Origin of the sequence: Halomonas sp. ISL-56 (genome assembly GCF_018612805.1) — a bacterium.
Classification (GTDB): Bacteria; Pseudomonadota; Gammaproteobacteria; order Pseudomonadales; family Halomonadaceae; genus Vreelandella.
On sequence record NZ_JAGGRO010000025.1, the window covers coordinates 26,085 to 41,960 of the forward strand.

Genomic DNA, 15,876 nt, shown 5'->3' on the forward strand with positions numbered 1-15,876 from the left:
ACTGCTTTTCAGCATTTAGGGTTTGTCTTGAGAAGAACTAAACATACAGGGGTAGATATGGGGTATGTAATCGCCATAGTGCTTGTAATGAACGCTTACTCACAGAAACTGGTCAGCTATTAATAGTAAAGCGATTATAATCATGGCAGCACCAGAAAATAGACTAACCCGGCGTGCTACGTGAGGCCGCGTGCCTATAAAGCTCCTCGCAGCAATACCAACGAGAAAATAAACGACAGCACAGTTAACTATCTGAACAAAGCCCATCGCAGTTATCTGCATTGAAATAGACCATTCGCTTTCACGGTTTGTAAACTGCGGTAATAAAATCAAAAACAGCACCAATGCATCGGGGTTCATACCACTGATGATGAATCCACGAACGCCCCATCCTAACCCTGTATTTGATGTATGTTTTTTATCTGCTGTGGGTTGAGAGAGGGGAGTAATAATATTAATGCCAAGCCACAGTAAATAACCTGCCCCCAGTACCGTCAGAACGGAAAGCACTGTAGGGATGCTGGCGATTAGCGCACCCACTCCAGCGGCAAATACAAAGGTTATTACCAAATAGCCACATAGCATGCCGACAACTGCAGGTACCAATGCCCGCTCCCGCAGGCCCGCTGTAATCGCATAGGCCCAGTCTGCTCCTGGTGCCATAATTAGCGAAATTGAAAGCGCCCAGAATGCCATTAAGTTGCTGATTGACATAGGCTTTCCTTGATGTCTGTTGATTTTTACAAGGTATATTAGCGGTTAACTTATGGCAGGTCTTCTCAAATTAGTTAATATAAATATTACTCGAGGCTAGAACTTCGGTGGCTCTATCTGCAGATTGTTTAGAGGTGTCTCGCAGGACTATTGGTATTGGCGGGCTTTTACCCAGATGGCACTGCCCTTGGCAAGCGACAGTGCATCTGATTGGCTCATTTCAAAATCTAACGATACGGTAAATTAGAAAGTAACGGCCAGGACGCTGTCTGCCACCGTGTACTGCGCGATGATAAAGGCGATGTAGCACGCTGCCATAATCCCGCCTGCTATGCGGCCGATCTTGCCTACGAAGAGCAGGAAGGCCGCAAAGACGAGGGTTACAAGCACGACTACGTAGATGTCGAAAGATGCAAAACGTGGATCAATCAACAAAGGCTTGGCGACGGCAGAAAGTGCCAATACTGAGAGAATATTGAAGATGTTACTGCCAATGATTCCTCCTACGATCATATCGTTCTGGCCCTTGCGAGCGGCAGCTATACAGGCGGTCAATTCAGGCAGCGAGGTGCCGAAGGCAATAAGGGTCATGCCGATCACGGCTTCAGGCACGCCGAGTGCAATCCCTCCAGCAACCGCTCCCTGAACCAGAATCTCAGACCCTACCAGTAGGGTTAAGATGCCGACAAGCAGCATAAGTCCTGGAAAACGGCTGCCGGTATCGTGCTCTTCCACTTCGTCTACGTCGAGCTTGCTAGCCTTGTACTGGTAGAACACGTAGCCAGCAAGCGCGATGACCATCACCAGGCCTCCCCAGGCTGGCAGGGTGCCAGCGACTACCGCCACCGTCATGCCTGCCGTGGCGACCAGCATTACGATAGTGTCTAGACCTACATCTGCACGTCTAAAGACGACAGGTGCGATCAGGGCTGATACCGCAATTACCATTAATATGTTGGCAATATTTGAGCCAATAACGTTGCCGACCGAAATGCCGGGAAAACCAGATAGGTTGGCGTTGACAGAGGTGAAAAGTTCCGGCGCAGAGGTGCCGAACGCTAGAACGGTGGCGGCAATGAAAAGCTTTGATAATCCTGACCGTCCGGCGACTGTCACGGCGTTATCGACCGTCCAGTCCCCTCCCTTGATCAGCAGCCAAACGCCAAACGCGATTGCGCCAAATGCAATCAGGGAAAGTTGGTAGGTGCTGAGTTCGTGCATGTTTGTTCCAGAAAAAAAACGGCGAAAAGAGAGGATAGTTTGTGTGGTTGAAAGTGTTACAGATCGAATTCTTCAGGCTTGAGGCCAAGCTCCTTCGCGATTTCTCGCACCACGGCCTTTTCGTCTGCATCGAAATCCCCATCGGCCGCACCGATGGCGCACACGACACGAACAATGACCCTGGCTTGATCTTCCTTGCCGCGTACCTTTCCGACGGTCTGCAGTGCATTGGCCTTACCGATTTCATGGTCAAATTCGAAATCGCCAACGGCTTTATTGAACACCTCAATCACCTGTCGGATGTCGAAATGCTTCAGCTCGTCCGAGCGCTCTAAAAACGCTGCCATTTTTTGTTTTTCTGAGGCATCGACTGAACCGTCAGCAGCGGCTACCAGAGCGCAGCCAGAGACTATTGCTTCCATAAAGGTACGGTTTTTGAACTTCGCTACCTCAGCCGTCAGGTTTTCACGTGCCTTAGTAACGTTTTCTTTTAGCCAATTAAGAGCCATCTTGCTTCTCCAGTCTGATAATGAATCATTGAAATTTAGGGGGGTAAATCAGATAGCCTATCCAATGTCTTAAGTAAGGTTCGCGAGGTGTATGCTTCGAACGGCTTGTGGTGGCCATTGATGCTATAACACGACCCCGAGTGAAGGCATCGATCAGTCAGAATATAATGACACAATTCATCATCTTTCGTCTTGTCGACCAAATGACAGATGACGTTGGCTAGGTCTATTTTTGGGTTGGTATTGCTGCCAATAAGTACTTCCCTGCATCTGACGACTGCAGCCACTCCTTGTCAGACATCACATAATAGGAACAGCAGCGACCTTGTATGGTTGACTCAAGAAGAGAAAAAATTTGCAGTCCCGGCGCTACGCAATCTGAAAAAACTCACCGGGAGCCCAGAGGCGCTTAACGTTGATTTCCAATATTAAGTGCCTGCACTCAGGTGATGCTGCATTACGATCGTTCGTTGTCGTCCTGATGCCCGGAGCTGCCATTGTCCGACAGGAATTTATCGCGCGCGCGCTGGCTTTCATCGTTGTTGTGGCTGGCGAGGCGTGCTTGTTCTGCTTGAACTTCACGTTCGGCGCGCGCTGCCTCGCGACGGGCATGCAGTTGCCGGGCAGCACGACGAACCCGCCAGGCGACATAAGTGCCCCCCAACGCCAGCAAGGTCAGGACAACGATATTGAACAGCGGAAAGTGCCGGTAGCCTGGTTCGACCTGCCAGACCTTCACGGCGTTCGGAAACATTGAGAATATCGGAATACGCCAACCGTAATGCCGAACGGCCACCAAGTTACTTTCGTTCTGTGAAATCGAGCGGGCACGAGTGTTCAAGTTGGAGCTATCGAATTTTCCGTACAAAACGGCATCTTCATTGCGATAATTGCGCGGATTACCTTCCGCGCTTTCTGCAAGGATGAAGTACACGTCCATGGTGCTTACGGCGCTGTTGGACTCACTGTCCTGATTATTATGCTGGGTATCTACCCGCTTAACATCGGTACCGATCAGTCGCACGACATCAACCTGCGGTAGGGTGTAGTGCAAAGCGGCTCCGGATGCGATTAGAGTGATGCCAACCAGGGCGTATCCTAGGCGTTTCATTGATTATTTCCCTGAAGGTCATTTTTTAGCAATATGTTCTGATACTGGCACCCACCTAGCCGATGCCTATCGGGCTGGATGCCAAGCCGTTGGCAAGTTGCACCTGAACGTCACAAAGATAGGCATTTATTTGTTAATGATAAGCGACATCACGCTTCATCAACATTGATGATGCCATTCGTGAGTATCATCGGCAACTCTGACCTAACCCATTCTCACAGCATAGAGAGCTGTTTCTTGATTGATGCTTTTTTGAAGGCTGCCTGATGTGAGCGCCTAGCTAAATACAGTGAATGCGAGATGTTAGAGTGAAATTATATGGTCATGTCAGAAAGTTCCTTTTGCCACTAGGCGGCATTCCCTGCATATTAATCGGCTAGGTAATGTAGAACGATCTCATTGAATGCATGACTTAACCCGATAGCGAGGAACCTAATGTCGCAGCAAGTTATCCTTACTACCTCGTCGCACCTTGAAGGCTACCGAGTAATCGAACATATCGACATTGTTTCGTCTGAGTGTGTGTTTGGCATGAACGTGTTTAAGGATATGTTCGCAAACTTTCGCGATTTTTTTGGTGGGCGCAATAAATCATCCCAGAACGCATTGCGTGATGCGCGTGTTGCTTGCCTTGATGAGTTGCGTGCAGAAGCGGCGCAAATGGGCGCTAACGCTGTGATTGGCATTGATCTTGATTACAGCGAGATTTCAGGAGGCGGCAAGTCGATGCTGTTCTTGGTTGCTACAGGTACAGCGGTGAAGGTGGTGAGAGCGTAATACAGCTCAGTTTTTCTGAGTGCTCTCACCGAGCTCCAGGCAATAAAAAAAGGCAGACCAGTATGTAACTGATCTGCCTTTCAAAATATTGGTAGCGGGGACCGGATTTGAACCGATGACCTTCGGGTTATGAGCCCGACGAGCTACCAGACTGCTCCACCCCGCATCAACGTGTGGCGTATTCTACAGAAGTTTTATGTGAAGTCAATAGGGGGATTAACACGTTCGGCTTATAGCGGTTGAGCGCAACCTGCTGCAACATGGAGAGAGTACAGCTATGCTTTAAATAGCCATAACAAAAATCTTACGCTGGTGCATTCCTTAAGCAAATAATGCACTAGGGTAATACAGGCGCAGTCGCGCTTTTTCACAATGGCTTGTGGCGCAACTTACATGTTTTTAGGCTCAAGTCATTTGTCATTTCAGGGAGGTAGTCAATGGCCAATCAAGCCCCCGTCGCCTGGGTAACTGGTGGAACTGGTGGTATCGGTACGGCAATTTGTCGTTCGTTGGCAGATGCGGGATATTTAGTCGTGGCGGGTTATCGCAACCCCGACAAGGCCAAATCCTGGTTAGAAACGCAGCACGCCGACGGCTATAAAAATATCGAGTTGTCGGGTGTCGATCTTGCTGACCACAACGCCTGCCTGGAAGGCGCTCGCGAAATCCACGATAAGTATGGCTCTATTAGTGTACTGGTGAACTGTGCGGGGATTACCCGTGATGGCACCATGAAAAAAATGTCTTACGAGCAGTGGTACGAAGTGCTCGACACCAACCTCAATAGCGTTTTTAACACCTGCCGTAGCGTCATTGAGATGATGCTTGAGAGTGGCTATGGTCGGATTATCAATATTTCGTCCATCAATGGCCGTAAAGGCCAGTTTGGCCAAGTTAACTACGCGGCGGCGAAAGCCGGTATGCATGGTTTGACCATGTCGTTGGCACAGGAAACAGCGACCAAGGGAATTACCGTCAATACCGTATCGCCTGGCTATATCGCCACCGATATGATTATGAATATTCCAGAAAAAGTGCGCGAAGCGATACGGGAAACAATCCCAGTGAAGCGCTATGGCACGCCAGAGGAGATCGGCCGATTGGTCACCTTCTTAGCCGATAAGGAGTCAGGATTTATCACCGGTGCCAACATTGATATCAACGGTGGTCAGTTCATGGGCTAGTCGTTAGCTCAATAGGAGAACGCAAACGGGAGGCTATAAGCCTCCCGTTTTCTTGCTAACGCTACGGCAACGGAACTCGAGCCAGTCGGCTAAGTAGGTTATCCAACTCTTCTACTTCAGCGCCCCATAACGTGGCGGGCATCGGCCCTAGCGCCAATAGCGCAACCAAAATATCGGTAACGTCTTGATCACGGCTGCGCGCTTGATTGAAGCCTTCATTCAAACGCTCTACCTGAATCGCCAGGCGCAGTGGCTCATCGCTTTGCCGCACGCTACCCACGGCCATCATCGAAAGATGCACTCTCAGCCTAGCGAGGGATTCGGCTATGCGGGCGTGATCCGAGTCTGATAACGGCGCTGCCACGTTATGGCGCTGTTGATTGCGCGCAGCATGCGCCTCATTAAAGGCGGAGGGGAGCGAAGCGCTAAGCACCGTTTGGGTATCCACATCGCTGGGAGTTCCTTCACTGAGATAGCGCTGGTCGGCAGCCAAGTGAGCATTCACTAACGGCATGAGCGCGTGCCATTGCTGAACCGTATCGGCAACCGCCAGACGGTTTAAGCGTTCGCGACGCGCCCGCACAATCCCGCTTATCCTTCGCTGCATGCCTTCACTGCGCCGATTGCGTGGCAGCGGCTCAAGCTGGCTGGCCTGTTCGATAAAGCGATCCAGTGTGGCCGCCTCGCTGGCCTCAACAGGCTGCCAGCTATCCATTTCGTCGATCAGGGTCTGCATTTCATCCAGCTGCTGTTGCTGGCGCGCCGCCTGCTCATTTTTATGCGCATCGCGCAGGGCAAAGAGTTGGTCGCACTCTTGGCGAAAGGTTTTCCACAGCGTTTGCTCTTCGCCTTTGGGGGCTCGGCCTAACGCTCGCCACTGCTGCTGTAGCTGTTTGGTCAACTGAATACGCTGGGCTAACGCTTGGCTGTCGTCGTTGCGCAGCGCGCTCACTTGGCTAATCAGTTCGCGTTTTTGTGAGGCGATAGTCTCAGCGCGTTGATCAATTAAGGTCTGCAAACGGTGACGAATAGTGCCGAAACGACGCCCAACGGTTTCAGAGCGCTCGCGTGGCACGGGGCTATAGTGCCGCCATTGGTGGCGTGCTTTGTCGCGAATCTGCCGCAGCACATCAGGGTCGGCGTCTTCAGCGGGCTGGGCCAGTAGGCTTTCAAGCTGGTCGCACAGCGCCTCGCGGGCTTGAAGGTTGCTCTCACGCTCTTGGCTGAGCTGATCCCGCCAAGGGGCGAGGCGCTCATGGATACGATCCGAAGCGCTGCGAAAACGCGCGGACTGTTCGCGGTTGGCCGCGGCATCGCCCAGTGATTTCCACTCTTTGACCAGTTGGCGATGGTGGCGGTCAAGCGCTTCTTCCTCCATATGGATATCGTTCGCCAGTGCTTCGATGCTGGCACATAGCTGCTCGCGCTTTGGCCCGGCGACAAACCCCCGCCAGTCACGTAGTTCTGCCAACCGGGCGGCTAAGTGCTTTAAGCGCGTTTTGAGCGGTTGAGCAGCGGGGCTTTCCAGCGCTTCGATGCGTGGTTTTAGCCGCTGATGCAGGCGGCTGGCGCTTTTAAAGGCGCCGCGCTCTAGCAAATGCTCAAAGGTGTCGAGTTCCGCGTCATGGGCCTCCAGTGTGGTGTTGTCTTCTGCAGGCTGCGAGGGCGCGGTGTTTTTAATGTGGAGAGCCGCTTGGGCACGGCCGAGCAGCGCGGGGGGCGTCAAGGCGTCCGGCCATTGGCATTCGCTAGTCAGCGTGGCCAGAGTCGCGTGGTCGCCGCTGGCTAGGGCTGTTTCGATGGAGGCGCTTACCGCGCACCAGCGCTGCCATGCCTCTAAACACTGATCGTAGTGCTGAATCGCCAGCGTGTAGCGCTGGCGTAGTATCTCGCTGGGTGGGTGGATGTCAGAAAGCGCCTGCCAGCGTTGGCCGAGCAGCTGGCGCTGGGCGCGCAGGCTATCGATATCTTGAACGGTCATAACGGAAGCGTGGCGCAAGCCGTCGAGGGTTTCTTCGATGCCTTCAAGCAGCTGTTCGCGGGTGTTTTCGGCCTCTTCACGGCGCTCATCGCTCTGCTGGCGCGCCTGCTCTTGGGTTTCATGGTCGTGTAGTGTTTTGCGGCAAGTGAGCAGGGCTTGATGAAAGCGCTGCTCCTGCTCCACGCTCGGCGGCTGTGTCAACTGCTCCCATTGGCGTTCAAGGTGGCGAAAGCGTCCGCCATAGAGCGGCTCCCAAGGCGCGCGGGCGTGCTGCTCTAGTTGGCTTAGAAGCGTTTCGCGCTGCTGCACCTCGGCTTCCAGCCACTGGGCGTCGCTGCGCAAGCGGTTGAGGCGTTCCCGCCCCAGGCGCACCACCTGACGATCGCGGCGTGCCTCTTTCACTAACCGCTTAAGCCCTTCTTCGTCCTCGATGCGCTCGGCCGCTTGATGGCGAACGGCGGCCACACCGTTATGGCAGGCTTGGCGAATCAAATCATCTTCAGCGTTAAGCTTGCCCAGTGCGACCAGGCGCAGATTGAGATTGTCACCTTGCATGGCTACCGCACTAAGCACCCGAGGATCTTCGATCTGTTCGACCAGTGATTGGCGCTGGTGTAGGTCGCTATGGCCTTCACTCCCGCTTAGCCGTTGGCAAATGGCATTGAACCAGGCTTCCTCCTGCTGATAATGGGGATAAGCGTTGACCAGTCCCTCACAGTCATCCAGGGTCAGCAGCGCGGCAAGGCGAATCTGGCTGTCGCTATCTTGAGTGAGTGACTGCAGCGCTTGGCGCTGTTCTGCTTGTTCGGGGTTGAGTCGTTGGAGGGCCTGACGGCGCACCTCGGGGTCAGGGTGCTGCCACCGAGGTGCGAACAGGCGTCTTAACAGTCCGTGCATGGATCATCCTGCTAATATGAAATGCGTAGCATGAAAAAAACGGCTCGGTGGTTGCAGTCACCGACGCTGTCGCTTAGCTTGGCCTTACTATCTTGTAATAAGCATGGTGTGACAAACAGCTATTTTCTAGGCCACACTGCTTCTAGACCACACTGTTTTTAGACTACAGTGTTTCTAGACGACGAAATGCGTGATAGTACGCTACCTTAATCTTATATGAACATGACGGGGAGTTCGGCCATGAGCCTTAACGTGGATAGTGCCGCAGTGGCCTTTACCTTCAAAGGCGGCATGCTGCCGATGACCGTCATGGAGTTAAGTAGTGCTGATCCGGAGCAAATCCGGCAGCAGTTGGCTGGAAAATTCTCCCAGTCGCCCGCTTTCTTTCAGCATACACCGGTTGTGCTCAGCGTGGAAAAACTCGATGAACCCCACTTAGCTCTTGAACGCATCTGTGCCGTATGCCGTGACCATAAACTGCTGCCGGTGGCCGTGCGCGGTGGCACCGAGCCGGTACGCCAGTCGGCCTGGGCGCTGGGATTGGGTTGGTTTCCACCGGTGGCAGAAGGCCGTGCCCGAGTGCTTGAAAGCGTCAGTAACTCGCCAGTGCAAGAAGTAGCCCGTGAGGAAGAGCTGAGCGAGGCGGAAGCGCCATCGCTTGCCACCCGGCTTTATCGCGGTACCGTTCGTTCTGGGCAGCAAGTCAGCGCCGCTGATGGCGATTTGGTCGTGATCGGGGCGGTGAATGCCGGGGCAGAAGTGTTGGCAGCCGGCAGTATTCATGTTTATGGCGCGCTACGTGGCCGTGCGCTGGCAGGCATTCATGGTAATACCCAAGCGGGCATTTACTGCCGTGAATTGGAGGCTGAATTGCTCTCAGTGGCAGGCAATTACAAACGTTCGGAAGATATCGATGCACAGCTTCTGGGGACGCCTGCAGAAGTTCACTTTACAAAAGAACAGCTTGAAATTAAGCCACTGAGCTAAGGTATTTGTATGAGGCTGCGTTGGTGCTTCATGCCTAGCGACGCCGAAGACGCTATCCGTTACAGTATGGCATGTTGATGACATTGACGTTCCCGTTATGCGCAGAGCGCCAACGACTCGCGCTCGCGTCGAACGACTTCAAGAAGGAAGTGACTTTTGGCCAAGATAATTGTAGTGACCTCTGGTAAAGGAGGGGTCGGTAAAACCACCAGTGCGGCGGCAATTTCCACTGGACTTGCGCTGCGCGGTAAAAAAACCGTTGTAATCGATTTTGATGTGGGCTTGCGTAACCTCGACCTGATCATGGGCTGCGAACGCCGCGTGGTGTATGACTTAGTCAATGTGATTCAAGGTGAAGCGGGGCTCAACCAGGCGCTGATTCGTGATAAACGCGTCGAGAATTTATTTATTTTGCCAGCTTCCCAGACCCGCGATAAAGATGCTCTGACCCAAGAGGGTGTCGCGGAGATTTTGGAGAAGTTGAAAGAAGATTTCGATTTCATTCTATGTGATTCACCCGCCGGTATTGAGCGTGGTGCCCAGTTGGCCATGTACTTTGCTGACGAAGCGATTGTAGTCACCAACCCTGAAGTATCGTCAGTACGAGACTCCGACCGTATTTTGGGGCTGCTGGCCTCGAAAACCCGGCGTGCAGAGCAGGGCGATGACCCTATCAAGGAGCATTTGCTGGTGACTCGCTATAACCCCGAGCGAGTGACCTCCGGCGATATGCTGACGCTGGACGATATACGTGAAATTTTGGCAATTAACTTGCTGGGCTTAATTCCTGAGTCGGAAGCCGTGCTGCGTGCTTCTAACCAGGGTGTGCCGGTAACCCACGATATCTCCAGCGATGCGGGGCAAGCGTATAGCGATACGGTATCGCGTTTGCTCGGTGAAGACATGCCGCTGCGTTTTCACGAAGTGCAGCGTAAGGGCCTGCTGAGCCGTATGTTTGGGGGGGCGCGCCGATGAAATTACTGGAGTTCTTGAAGCGTGAGCGCAGGAAATCTGCCTCTGTAGCCAAAGAACGTTTGCAAATTATTGTAGCGCATCAGCGTAGCCAGCGCGGCCAGCCTGATTATATGCCGATGCTTGAGCGCGAACTGCTTGAGGTGATCCGTCGTTACGTTCACGTGGACGATGACGCTATTCAAATTTCCTTGGACAGCGAAGACAACTGCTCTGTGCTAGAGCTTAACGTTACGCTTCCAAAGAGCTAAGCCCCTTACCAACGTCACAGAGCTGAAGACGGGGCGAAAGGGGTGGCGGGTGTGCTAGGCTTGGGCTTTTCATTGCCCAGCGGAGTGTTTATTCATGGCATCACCCAATGCTGCCCCTGCCAGTTTTCTCTGGCATGACTATGAAACCTTCGGGGCGGATCCGCGCCGTGATCGGCCGGCACAGTTCGCAGCCCTGCGCACTGATGCCGATTTGAACGAGATCGGCGAGCCGATTGAGCTCTACTGCAAACCCGCCGATGACTATCTGCCTCATCCTGCCGCCTGTTTGATTACCGGTATTACCCCTCAAAAAGCCCAACGTCATGGTCTCCCTGAAGCAGTGTTTGCGGGTGAGATTCAGCGCCAGATGAGCGAGCCGGGCACCTGCGTAGTAGGCTACAACAGCCTACGCTTTGATGACGAAGTCTCCCGTCACCTGTTTTACCGCAATTTGCTCGACCCTTATTCCCGCGAGTGGCAAAACGGCAATTCGCGCTGGGATTTGATCGATATTGTGCGCGCCTTTTATGCGCTGCGTCCTGATGGCATTGAGTGGCCGCTGCGCGAAGACGGCGCGCCCAGCTTTAAGCTTGAGCACTTAACTGCAGCCAACGGTATTGCCCATGAGGGGGCCCACGATGCGGTAGCGGATGTACGCGCCACTATCGCTTTGGCGCGTTTGCTCAAAGCGCGCAATGCCAAGCTGTTCGACTATCTACTCGGTCTGCGCGGAAAGCGCGCGGTGGCTAAGCAGCTCGACTTGCCCAACGCCAAACCGCTGCTGCATATTTCCCGCCGTTATCCCGCCAGCCGGGGCTGTAGTGCCCTGGTGATGCCATTGGCCGAACACCCGACTAACCCTAACGGGGTGATCGTTTACGATTTGAGCGTTGATCCCAACGATATGCTGAGCATGTCGGCGGAGCAGATTCGCGAGCGGGTGTTTGTCAGTCAGCAGGATCTTGCCGAAGGTGAGGCGCGTATTCCGTTGAAAGTGATTCATATCAACCGTTGCCCGGTGGTGTTCCCCGCCAGTGCTTTGAAAGACGTTGAGGGGCCTCATCAGGGCGAGTACGGCACCATCGTCGAGCGCTTAGGCTTGGATGTGACGGCCTGTCGGCAGCACTGGAAAACCCTGCGCGATGCCAGCGGTGTCGCCGCTAAGGTCGCAGAGGTGTTTAGCGCAGGCTACGACGATGCGCCGCAAGACCCGGATCTAATGCTCTACTCGGGCAGCTTCTTCTCCGCCGCCGACCGTCAGCAGATGGAGCGGGTGCGGGAGATGGAGCCGTGGGATTTGGTAGGGCAGCGCTTTGCGTTTCAGGATCCGCGTTTGGAAGAGATGCTATTTCGCTTTCGTGCGCGCAGTTACCCCGATACCTTGGAGGGCGAAGAACGCGAGCAGTGGGAAGCGTTTCGCTGGATGCGCATCAATGACCCAGCTTTGGCGGGCTTTACGCTCAAGGCGTTTGCGCGGGAAATCGCTCAGTACAATCAGCAAACGCTCACTGATCGTGAGCGGCAGATTCTGGAAGAGCTAGTGATGTTCGTGGAAGCCATGATGCCGGCCCAGGCGTTTGACGCCTGAGCCGGTGCCGATGGTCTAACGGCGCTGTTTATTCGCGCACTTTAGGCAGCGCTGAGCGTGCTTCGCGGTAATCGCTTACATCGCTGGGTTCGTCGCCTGGATTAAAGCGTATATCCAGAGTGTGCTCGCGCAGCGATGGCCAGAGAGCCTTAATATCCTCAAGGCTAACGTTAAGTACTAGCTCGGCCAACTGATTACGGCGGTCGAAGCGAACGTCTTCAAGCGCCGTGGCTTGCCAATAGCGATTGGCCATGCCTGCAAGGCTGGTGTCGCGCTGGCGCAACTGGTCGTGAACCGCTTGACGATAAGGCACTAAGTCCTCGTCGCTAAGTTGTTCAAGACGCTGGTTAGCCTCGTCAAGAAACGCCTCCATGCGTTCGGCAATGGTGCCGCTGTCTACGTCAGGGGATTGCACTATGAGCGCAATGCCCGGTGCTTCGAGCAGCGGTGAATAGCCTGCGTTGACGATGTAGCCGAGCTGCTGCTCGGTGCGTAGCTGTTGGTAGAACGGCGTTTCCAGCCACTGCGCGATCACAGCGGTGGTGGCTTGTTCCTCTGGCGTCTGGTCGCGGCCTTGTAAGTAGCGCAGTACCAAGGACTCATCCCGCGTGCTATGAGGGTGCAACACGCTGTGCTCCTCACTCGCCGCAAGCGGCGTTAAGTTAGCAATGGCGTCGCGGTTTAGTCGTGGCTTGAGCTTGGCGCGCATCAGCTGTGTCTGTTCAAGCGCTAGGTCAGCGTCCAGGTTGCCCACCGCCATGGCATCGACGTACAGGTCATCTAGAAAGCGCTGGCGAAAATCTTCCAAGTGGCCACGGTCAAAGCGCTCGCTGGCGGCGAGAAGCTCAGCGGTAGACCACTGTGGTGTGAGGAGAGCTTCGCCTAGGGTGCGGCTGGCTTGGCCGGTGAGCGACGCCTGGGGCGCGTTGCGCCACTCGCGCTGCAGCTGATAACGCACCCGCTCAAAGGCGCTGTCGCTGATCTCTGCGTGTGCTAATTGCTCAAGGGCTTGTTCAATCAGCGGGGTTTGGCCATCCCGCCAACCCGAGAACGACAGCGTCATCCCCCGGGCGTGAGGGTAGGCGCTAAACGACTGCCCCGCTAGCCACGCTGGGTAGAGGGATTCATTCAAGCTGTCGTTGAGCCAGCTGGCGAGCAGCCGGGTGAGTACGGCTTCTTCTGCAGAGTAGCTGGCGGAGGGATTTTGCAGGCTAACGCGCCACTCAACTGTCGGGGTGTCAAAGCGTGCGTCCTGCATATGCCAGGCAGTAAACGAGGGCGTGTCGACTAACAGGCTGGGGTGTTCATCCTGGCCCTCTAGTAACGTTAAATCACTGGCAATAAAGGGGTTGGGGCCAGGGAGCTCCAAGCCACTCAGTGCCTGACCTGGCTGGTCGGGCACTTGTTCTTTCCACTGAGTATTAAACCACGGTGAGACGGTTTCGCTTTCGACATCCGGCGCCGAGTAAAAGCGCAGCATGTTATCCGGCGTTAGGGCATCCAGGTAAGTCTGCTGGCGCTGAGCGTCTGGGCCATCCATGCGGTAGGCCGCATACTGCACGTCTTCTACCGGGTAGCGCGATAGGCTCATGGAGAGGCGCGTGGCTTCTTGCTGCGGGGCACCATGTTGCTGGAAGCGGAAGGCTTGCTCGCTGAGCTTGGCCTGCTCGTCATAGCGCCATTCGGACAGGCCGTCGTTGCGCAGTTGATCAATGGCCGCAAACAGAGTGGCTTCAATATCGTCCAAGCGCTCGGCGCCGGCAGGTGTCAGGCTGATGGAGATAGTGAAGAGTGCTTCGTTACCATCACCGCGGCCAACGCCGGCGGAAAGCCCGTCGGCCAGTCCAGCATCGCGCAGTACGGCGAGCAGGCTGCCTTCACCCTCATCACCAAGCAGGTGAGCGATTACCTGGGTGGGTTTTGTGCGGTATTCGTCGGTGGGGTCGGGTACCGGGAAGTAGAAGCGTAATTGACGGCGATCCTGCAGCGACTGACGCTCGATATAGTGGGGGAGCGTGTCTGAATCAACCAGTGGCGCGTCAATCGTCGGCACGCTTAAGTCGTTGTCGGGAATATCGGCAAAACGTTCGGCGACCAACTCTTCCAACTGATCCAGCGGCTGCGGCGCCACAATCGCCAAGTTCATCACATTGGCGTCGTAATGTTGGTGATAAAAATCGATCACCCGCTCACGCAGCGTGGCTTCGCCTTCAGGCGGGCTGGCGAGTGTTTCCCGGCTACCCACAGCAAAGCCGGTGGTGGGGTTGTCAGGGTTGAGTAACTGATTGAGCACATCGTTTTCACGTCGGGATTCGTCGCGAATCCGCGCCATGTACTCCGAATGAACGATATTGCGCTCGCTTTCCAGGTGGTCGGCGTTAAACAGCGGTGAGAGAAAAAATTCGCTGAAACGGTCAAGCGCTCCCGGCAGCGCTGACGGCTCAATATCAAAGAAGTAATTGGTGTCCTGCTGCGCCGTAAAGGCGTTGTGGGAACCTGCATTATTGGAAATGTAGCGCTGGTAACCGTCGGATTCTGGGTAGGGTTCGGTACCTAAAAACAGCATGTGCTCAAGAAAGTGCGCTAATCCCTGAAGGTCATCGGGGTCTTGGGCGCTGCCGACCCGGACATTCATCGACGCTGCCGCTTTGTCAGCCTCCGGGTCGCTGACCAATAACACATTGAGGCCATTTTCAAGCGTCAAAACTCGGTAGTCGCGGCTGTCATAAGGGCTAATGATTGGGGTGACCGTATCCGCAATGGCGTCGGCAACAGCGTCATCATTTGCGGCGAAGGCGAGTGGCATCATTGCGATGCTGGCAATAACGCCAAGCAGTGCGCGCTGGGGAAAAAGCCGCCGGCGGGTTAAGCAAGTGGATTGCAACATTACAGCTCCTGTGACACAGCCCAGCGCAGCATCGACCCGGTGGGATGGGCACAAGCCGGTGACTGGTAGGCGGGATTATTGACATGTTTAGATACCGGAAAAGCGCCCAACAGTTCCAATGGCGCGGGGGTTAATAGCGAATTAAGCGTCGCTAAATCCGTATCCGGGTTGAGCCAAGCGGATAGCGCGTGGCTGGGAATAGTGACCGGTAAACGGTCGGTTAGCGGCGATAGAAGCAAATTAGCAGGCACGGTGATCAGTGCAGTGGAGTCAGTGAACGCCGTTAACGTGGTGTGATAGCGGCACCAAAGTGCGCCCAATAGCAGCGGTGCCCGGGATACTTGGGTGACTAAATAGGGCTGTTTGCTACGCGGCTGGGTTTTCCAGACATAGAAACCACTCACCGGAATTACGCAGCGTCGGGCGCTAAAGGCATCGCGAAACATAGCGCGTGACTCAAGGGTTTCGGCCCGGGCGCAGTGGGGGGCGTGATCCAGTACCTCCAGCCAGGGGGGGGTTAGCCCCCAGAAAATTGACGAGAGTTGATACTGCCCCTGCTCAAGGCGAATCGCCGAGATGGGCCTTCTAGGCGCTAAGTTGGGCGATTCAACCAGCGGTTCAGGAGAGGCTAGCGTCGGTATTAAACGGGTCAGCGGTAAATGTTGCACATGCAGTCGCCCCGTCATAGCTATCTCCTACTCATTAAGATCTTCCCGGGAATTAAGCAAAATCGTCGAGGAAGTGTACCTGCATAGCGGGGGACTTCGCGCAATAAAGCACGAAATGGTGTGTTTTAG

13 protein-coding genes and 1 tRNA gene are annotated in these 15,876 nt (G+C 54.6%); 6 read left to right on the forward strand and 8 right to left on the reverse strand.

The window, feature by feature from the left end:
* Positions 1-99: 99 nt before the first annotated feature.
* The 4 genes from J7J49_RS19970 to J7J49_RS19985 form a co-directional block, all read right to left on the reverse strand.
* Positions 100-714, reverse strand: coding sequence for a LysE family translocator (locus J7J49_RS19970; RefSeq protein WP_064236051.1), 615 nt, complete (start codon positions 712-714; stop codon positions 100-102).
* 243 nt (positions 715-957) lie between these two features.
* The gene (locus J7J49_RS19975) at positions 958-1,935 is read right to left on the reverse strand and encodes a calcium/sodium antiporter (RefSeq protein ID WP_064236050.1); all 978 of its coding nucleotides are present in this window, start codon (positions 1,933-1,935) and stop codon (positions 958-960) included.
* A gap of 56 nt (positions 1,936-1,991) precedes the next feature.
* A complete protein-coding gene (locus tag J7J49_RS19980; protein WP_215095184.1) occupies positions 1,992-2,444 on the reverse strand; it encodes a tellurite resistance TerB family protein in 453 nt (150 codons plus the stop codon).
* Positions 2,445-2,901: 457 nt separating this feature from the next.
* Positions 2,902-3,555, reverse strand: coding sequence for a DUF1523 family protein (locus J7J49_RS19985; protein WP_215095186.1), 654 nt, complete (start codon positions 3,553-3,555; stop codon positions 2,902-2,904).
* Positions 3,556-3,990: 435 nt separating this feature from the next.
* Here J7J49_RS19985 and J7J49_RS19990 point away from each other — a divergent pair, with 435 nt between their 5' ends.
* Positions 3,991-4,332 carry a YbjQ family protein gene (locus tag J7J49_RS19990; RefSeq protein WP_215095188.1) on the forward strand — a complete coding sequence of 114 codons (342 nt, stop codon included), beginning with the start codon at positions 3,991-3,993 and terminating at the stop codon, positions 4,330-4,332.
* Between the two features lie 89 nt (positions 4,333-4,421).
* Here the strand turns inward: J7J49_RS19990 and J7J49_RS19995 are convergent.
* Positions 4,422-4,498 (reverse strand) — tRNA-Met (locus J7J49_RS19995).
* A 271-nt stretch (positions 4,499-4,769) separates the two neighbouring features.
* Between J7J49_RS19995 and phbB the strand changes: the two genes are divergently transcribed.
* The gene (gene phbB, locus J7J49_RS20000; RefSeq protein ID WP_064236046.1) at positions 4,770-5,516 is read left to right on the forward strand and encodes an acetoacetyl-CoA reductase; all 747 of its coding nucleotides are present in this window, start codon (positions 4,770-4,772) and stop codon (positions 5,514-5,516) included.
* 61 nt (positions 5,517-5,577) lie between these two features.
* Here phbB and J7J49_RS20005 read toward each other — a convergent pair whose 3' ends face one another.
* Positions 5,578-8,394 (reverse strand): DUF349 domain-containing protein, encoded by a 2,817-nt coding sequence (locus tag J7J49_RS20005; protein ID WP_215095190.1) that lies wholly within the window; start codon positions 8,392-8,394, stop codon positions 5,578-5,580.
* 240 nt (positions 8,395-8,634) lie between these two features.
* Between J7J49_RS20005 and minC the strand changes: the two genes are divergently transcribed.
* The 4 genes from minC (at position 8,635) to sbcB (ending at position 12,192) form a co-directional block, all read left to right on the forward strand.
* A complete protein-coding gene (minC, locus tag J7J49_RS20010) occupies positions 8,635-9,381 on the forward strand; it encodes a septum site-determining protein MinC (protein ID WP_064236044.1) in 747 nt (248 codons plus the stop codon).
* Between the two features lie 156 nt (positions 9,382-9,537).
* Positions 9,538-10,356: a septum site-determining protein MinD gene (gene minD / locus J7J49_RS20015; protein WP_064236043.1), complete on the forward strand. Its 819-nt coding sequence runs from the start codon at positions 9,538-9,540 to the stop codon at positions 10,354-10,356.
* Complete coding sequence (minE, locus tag J7J49_RS20020; protein ID WP_007111776.1) at positions 10,353-10,604, forward strand: cell division topological specificity factor MinE; 252 nt, start codon at positions 10,353-10,355, stop codon at positions 10,602-10,604. The genes minD and minE overlap by 4 nt, the downstream gene beginning before the upstream one ends.
* A gap of 94 nt (positions 10,605-10,698) precedes the next feature.
* A complete protein-coding gene (gene sbcB, locus J7J49_RS20025; RefSeq protein WP_064236042.1) occupies positions 10,699-12,192 on the forward strand; it encodes an exodeoxyribonuclease I in 1,494 nt (497 codons plus the stop codon).
* A gap of 28 nt (positions 12,193-12,220) precedes the next feature.
* Here sbcB and J7J49_RS20030 read toward each other — a convergent pair whose 3' ends face one another.
* The gene (locus tag J7J49_RS20030) at positions 12,221-15,079 is read right to left on the reverse strand and encodes an insulinase family protein (RefSeq protein ID WP_215095191.1); all 2,859 of its coding nucleotides are present in this window, start codon (positions 15,077-15,079) and stop codon (positions 12,221-12,223) included.
* A complete protein-coding gene (locus J7J49_RS20035) occupies positions 15,079-15,765 on the reverse strand; it encodes an SOS response-associated peptidase (protein WP_215095193.1) in 687 nt (228 codons plus the stop codon). The genes J7J49_RS20030 and J7J49_RS20035 overlap by 1 nt, the downstream gene beginning before the upstream one ends.
* Positions 15,766-15,876: the final 111 nt, after the last annotated feature.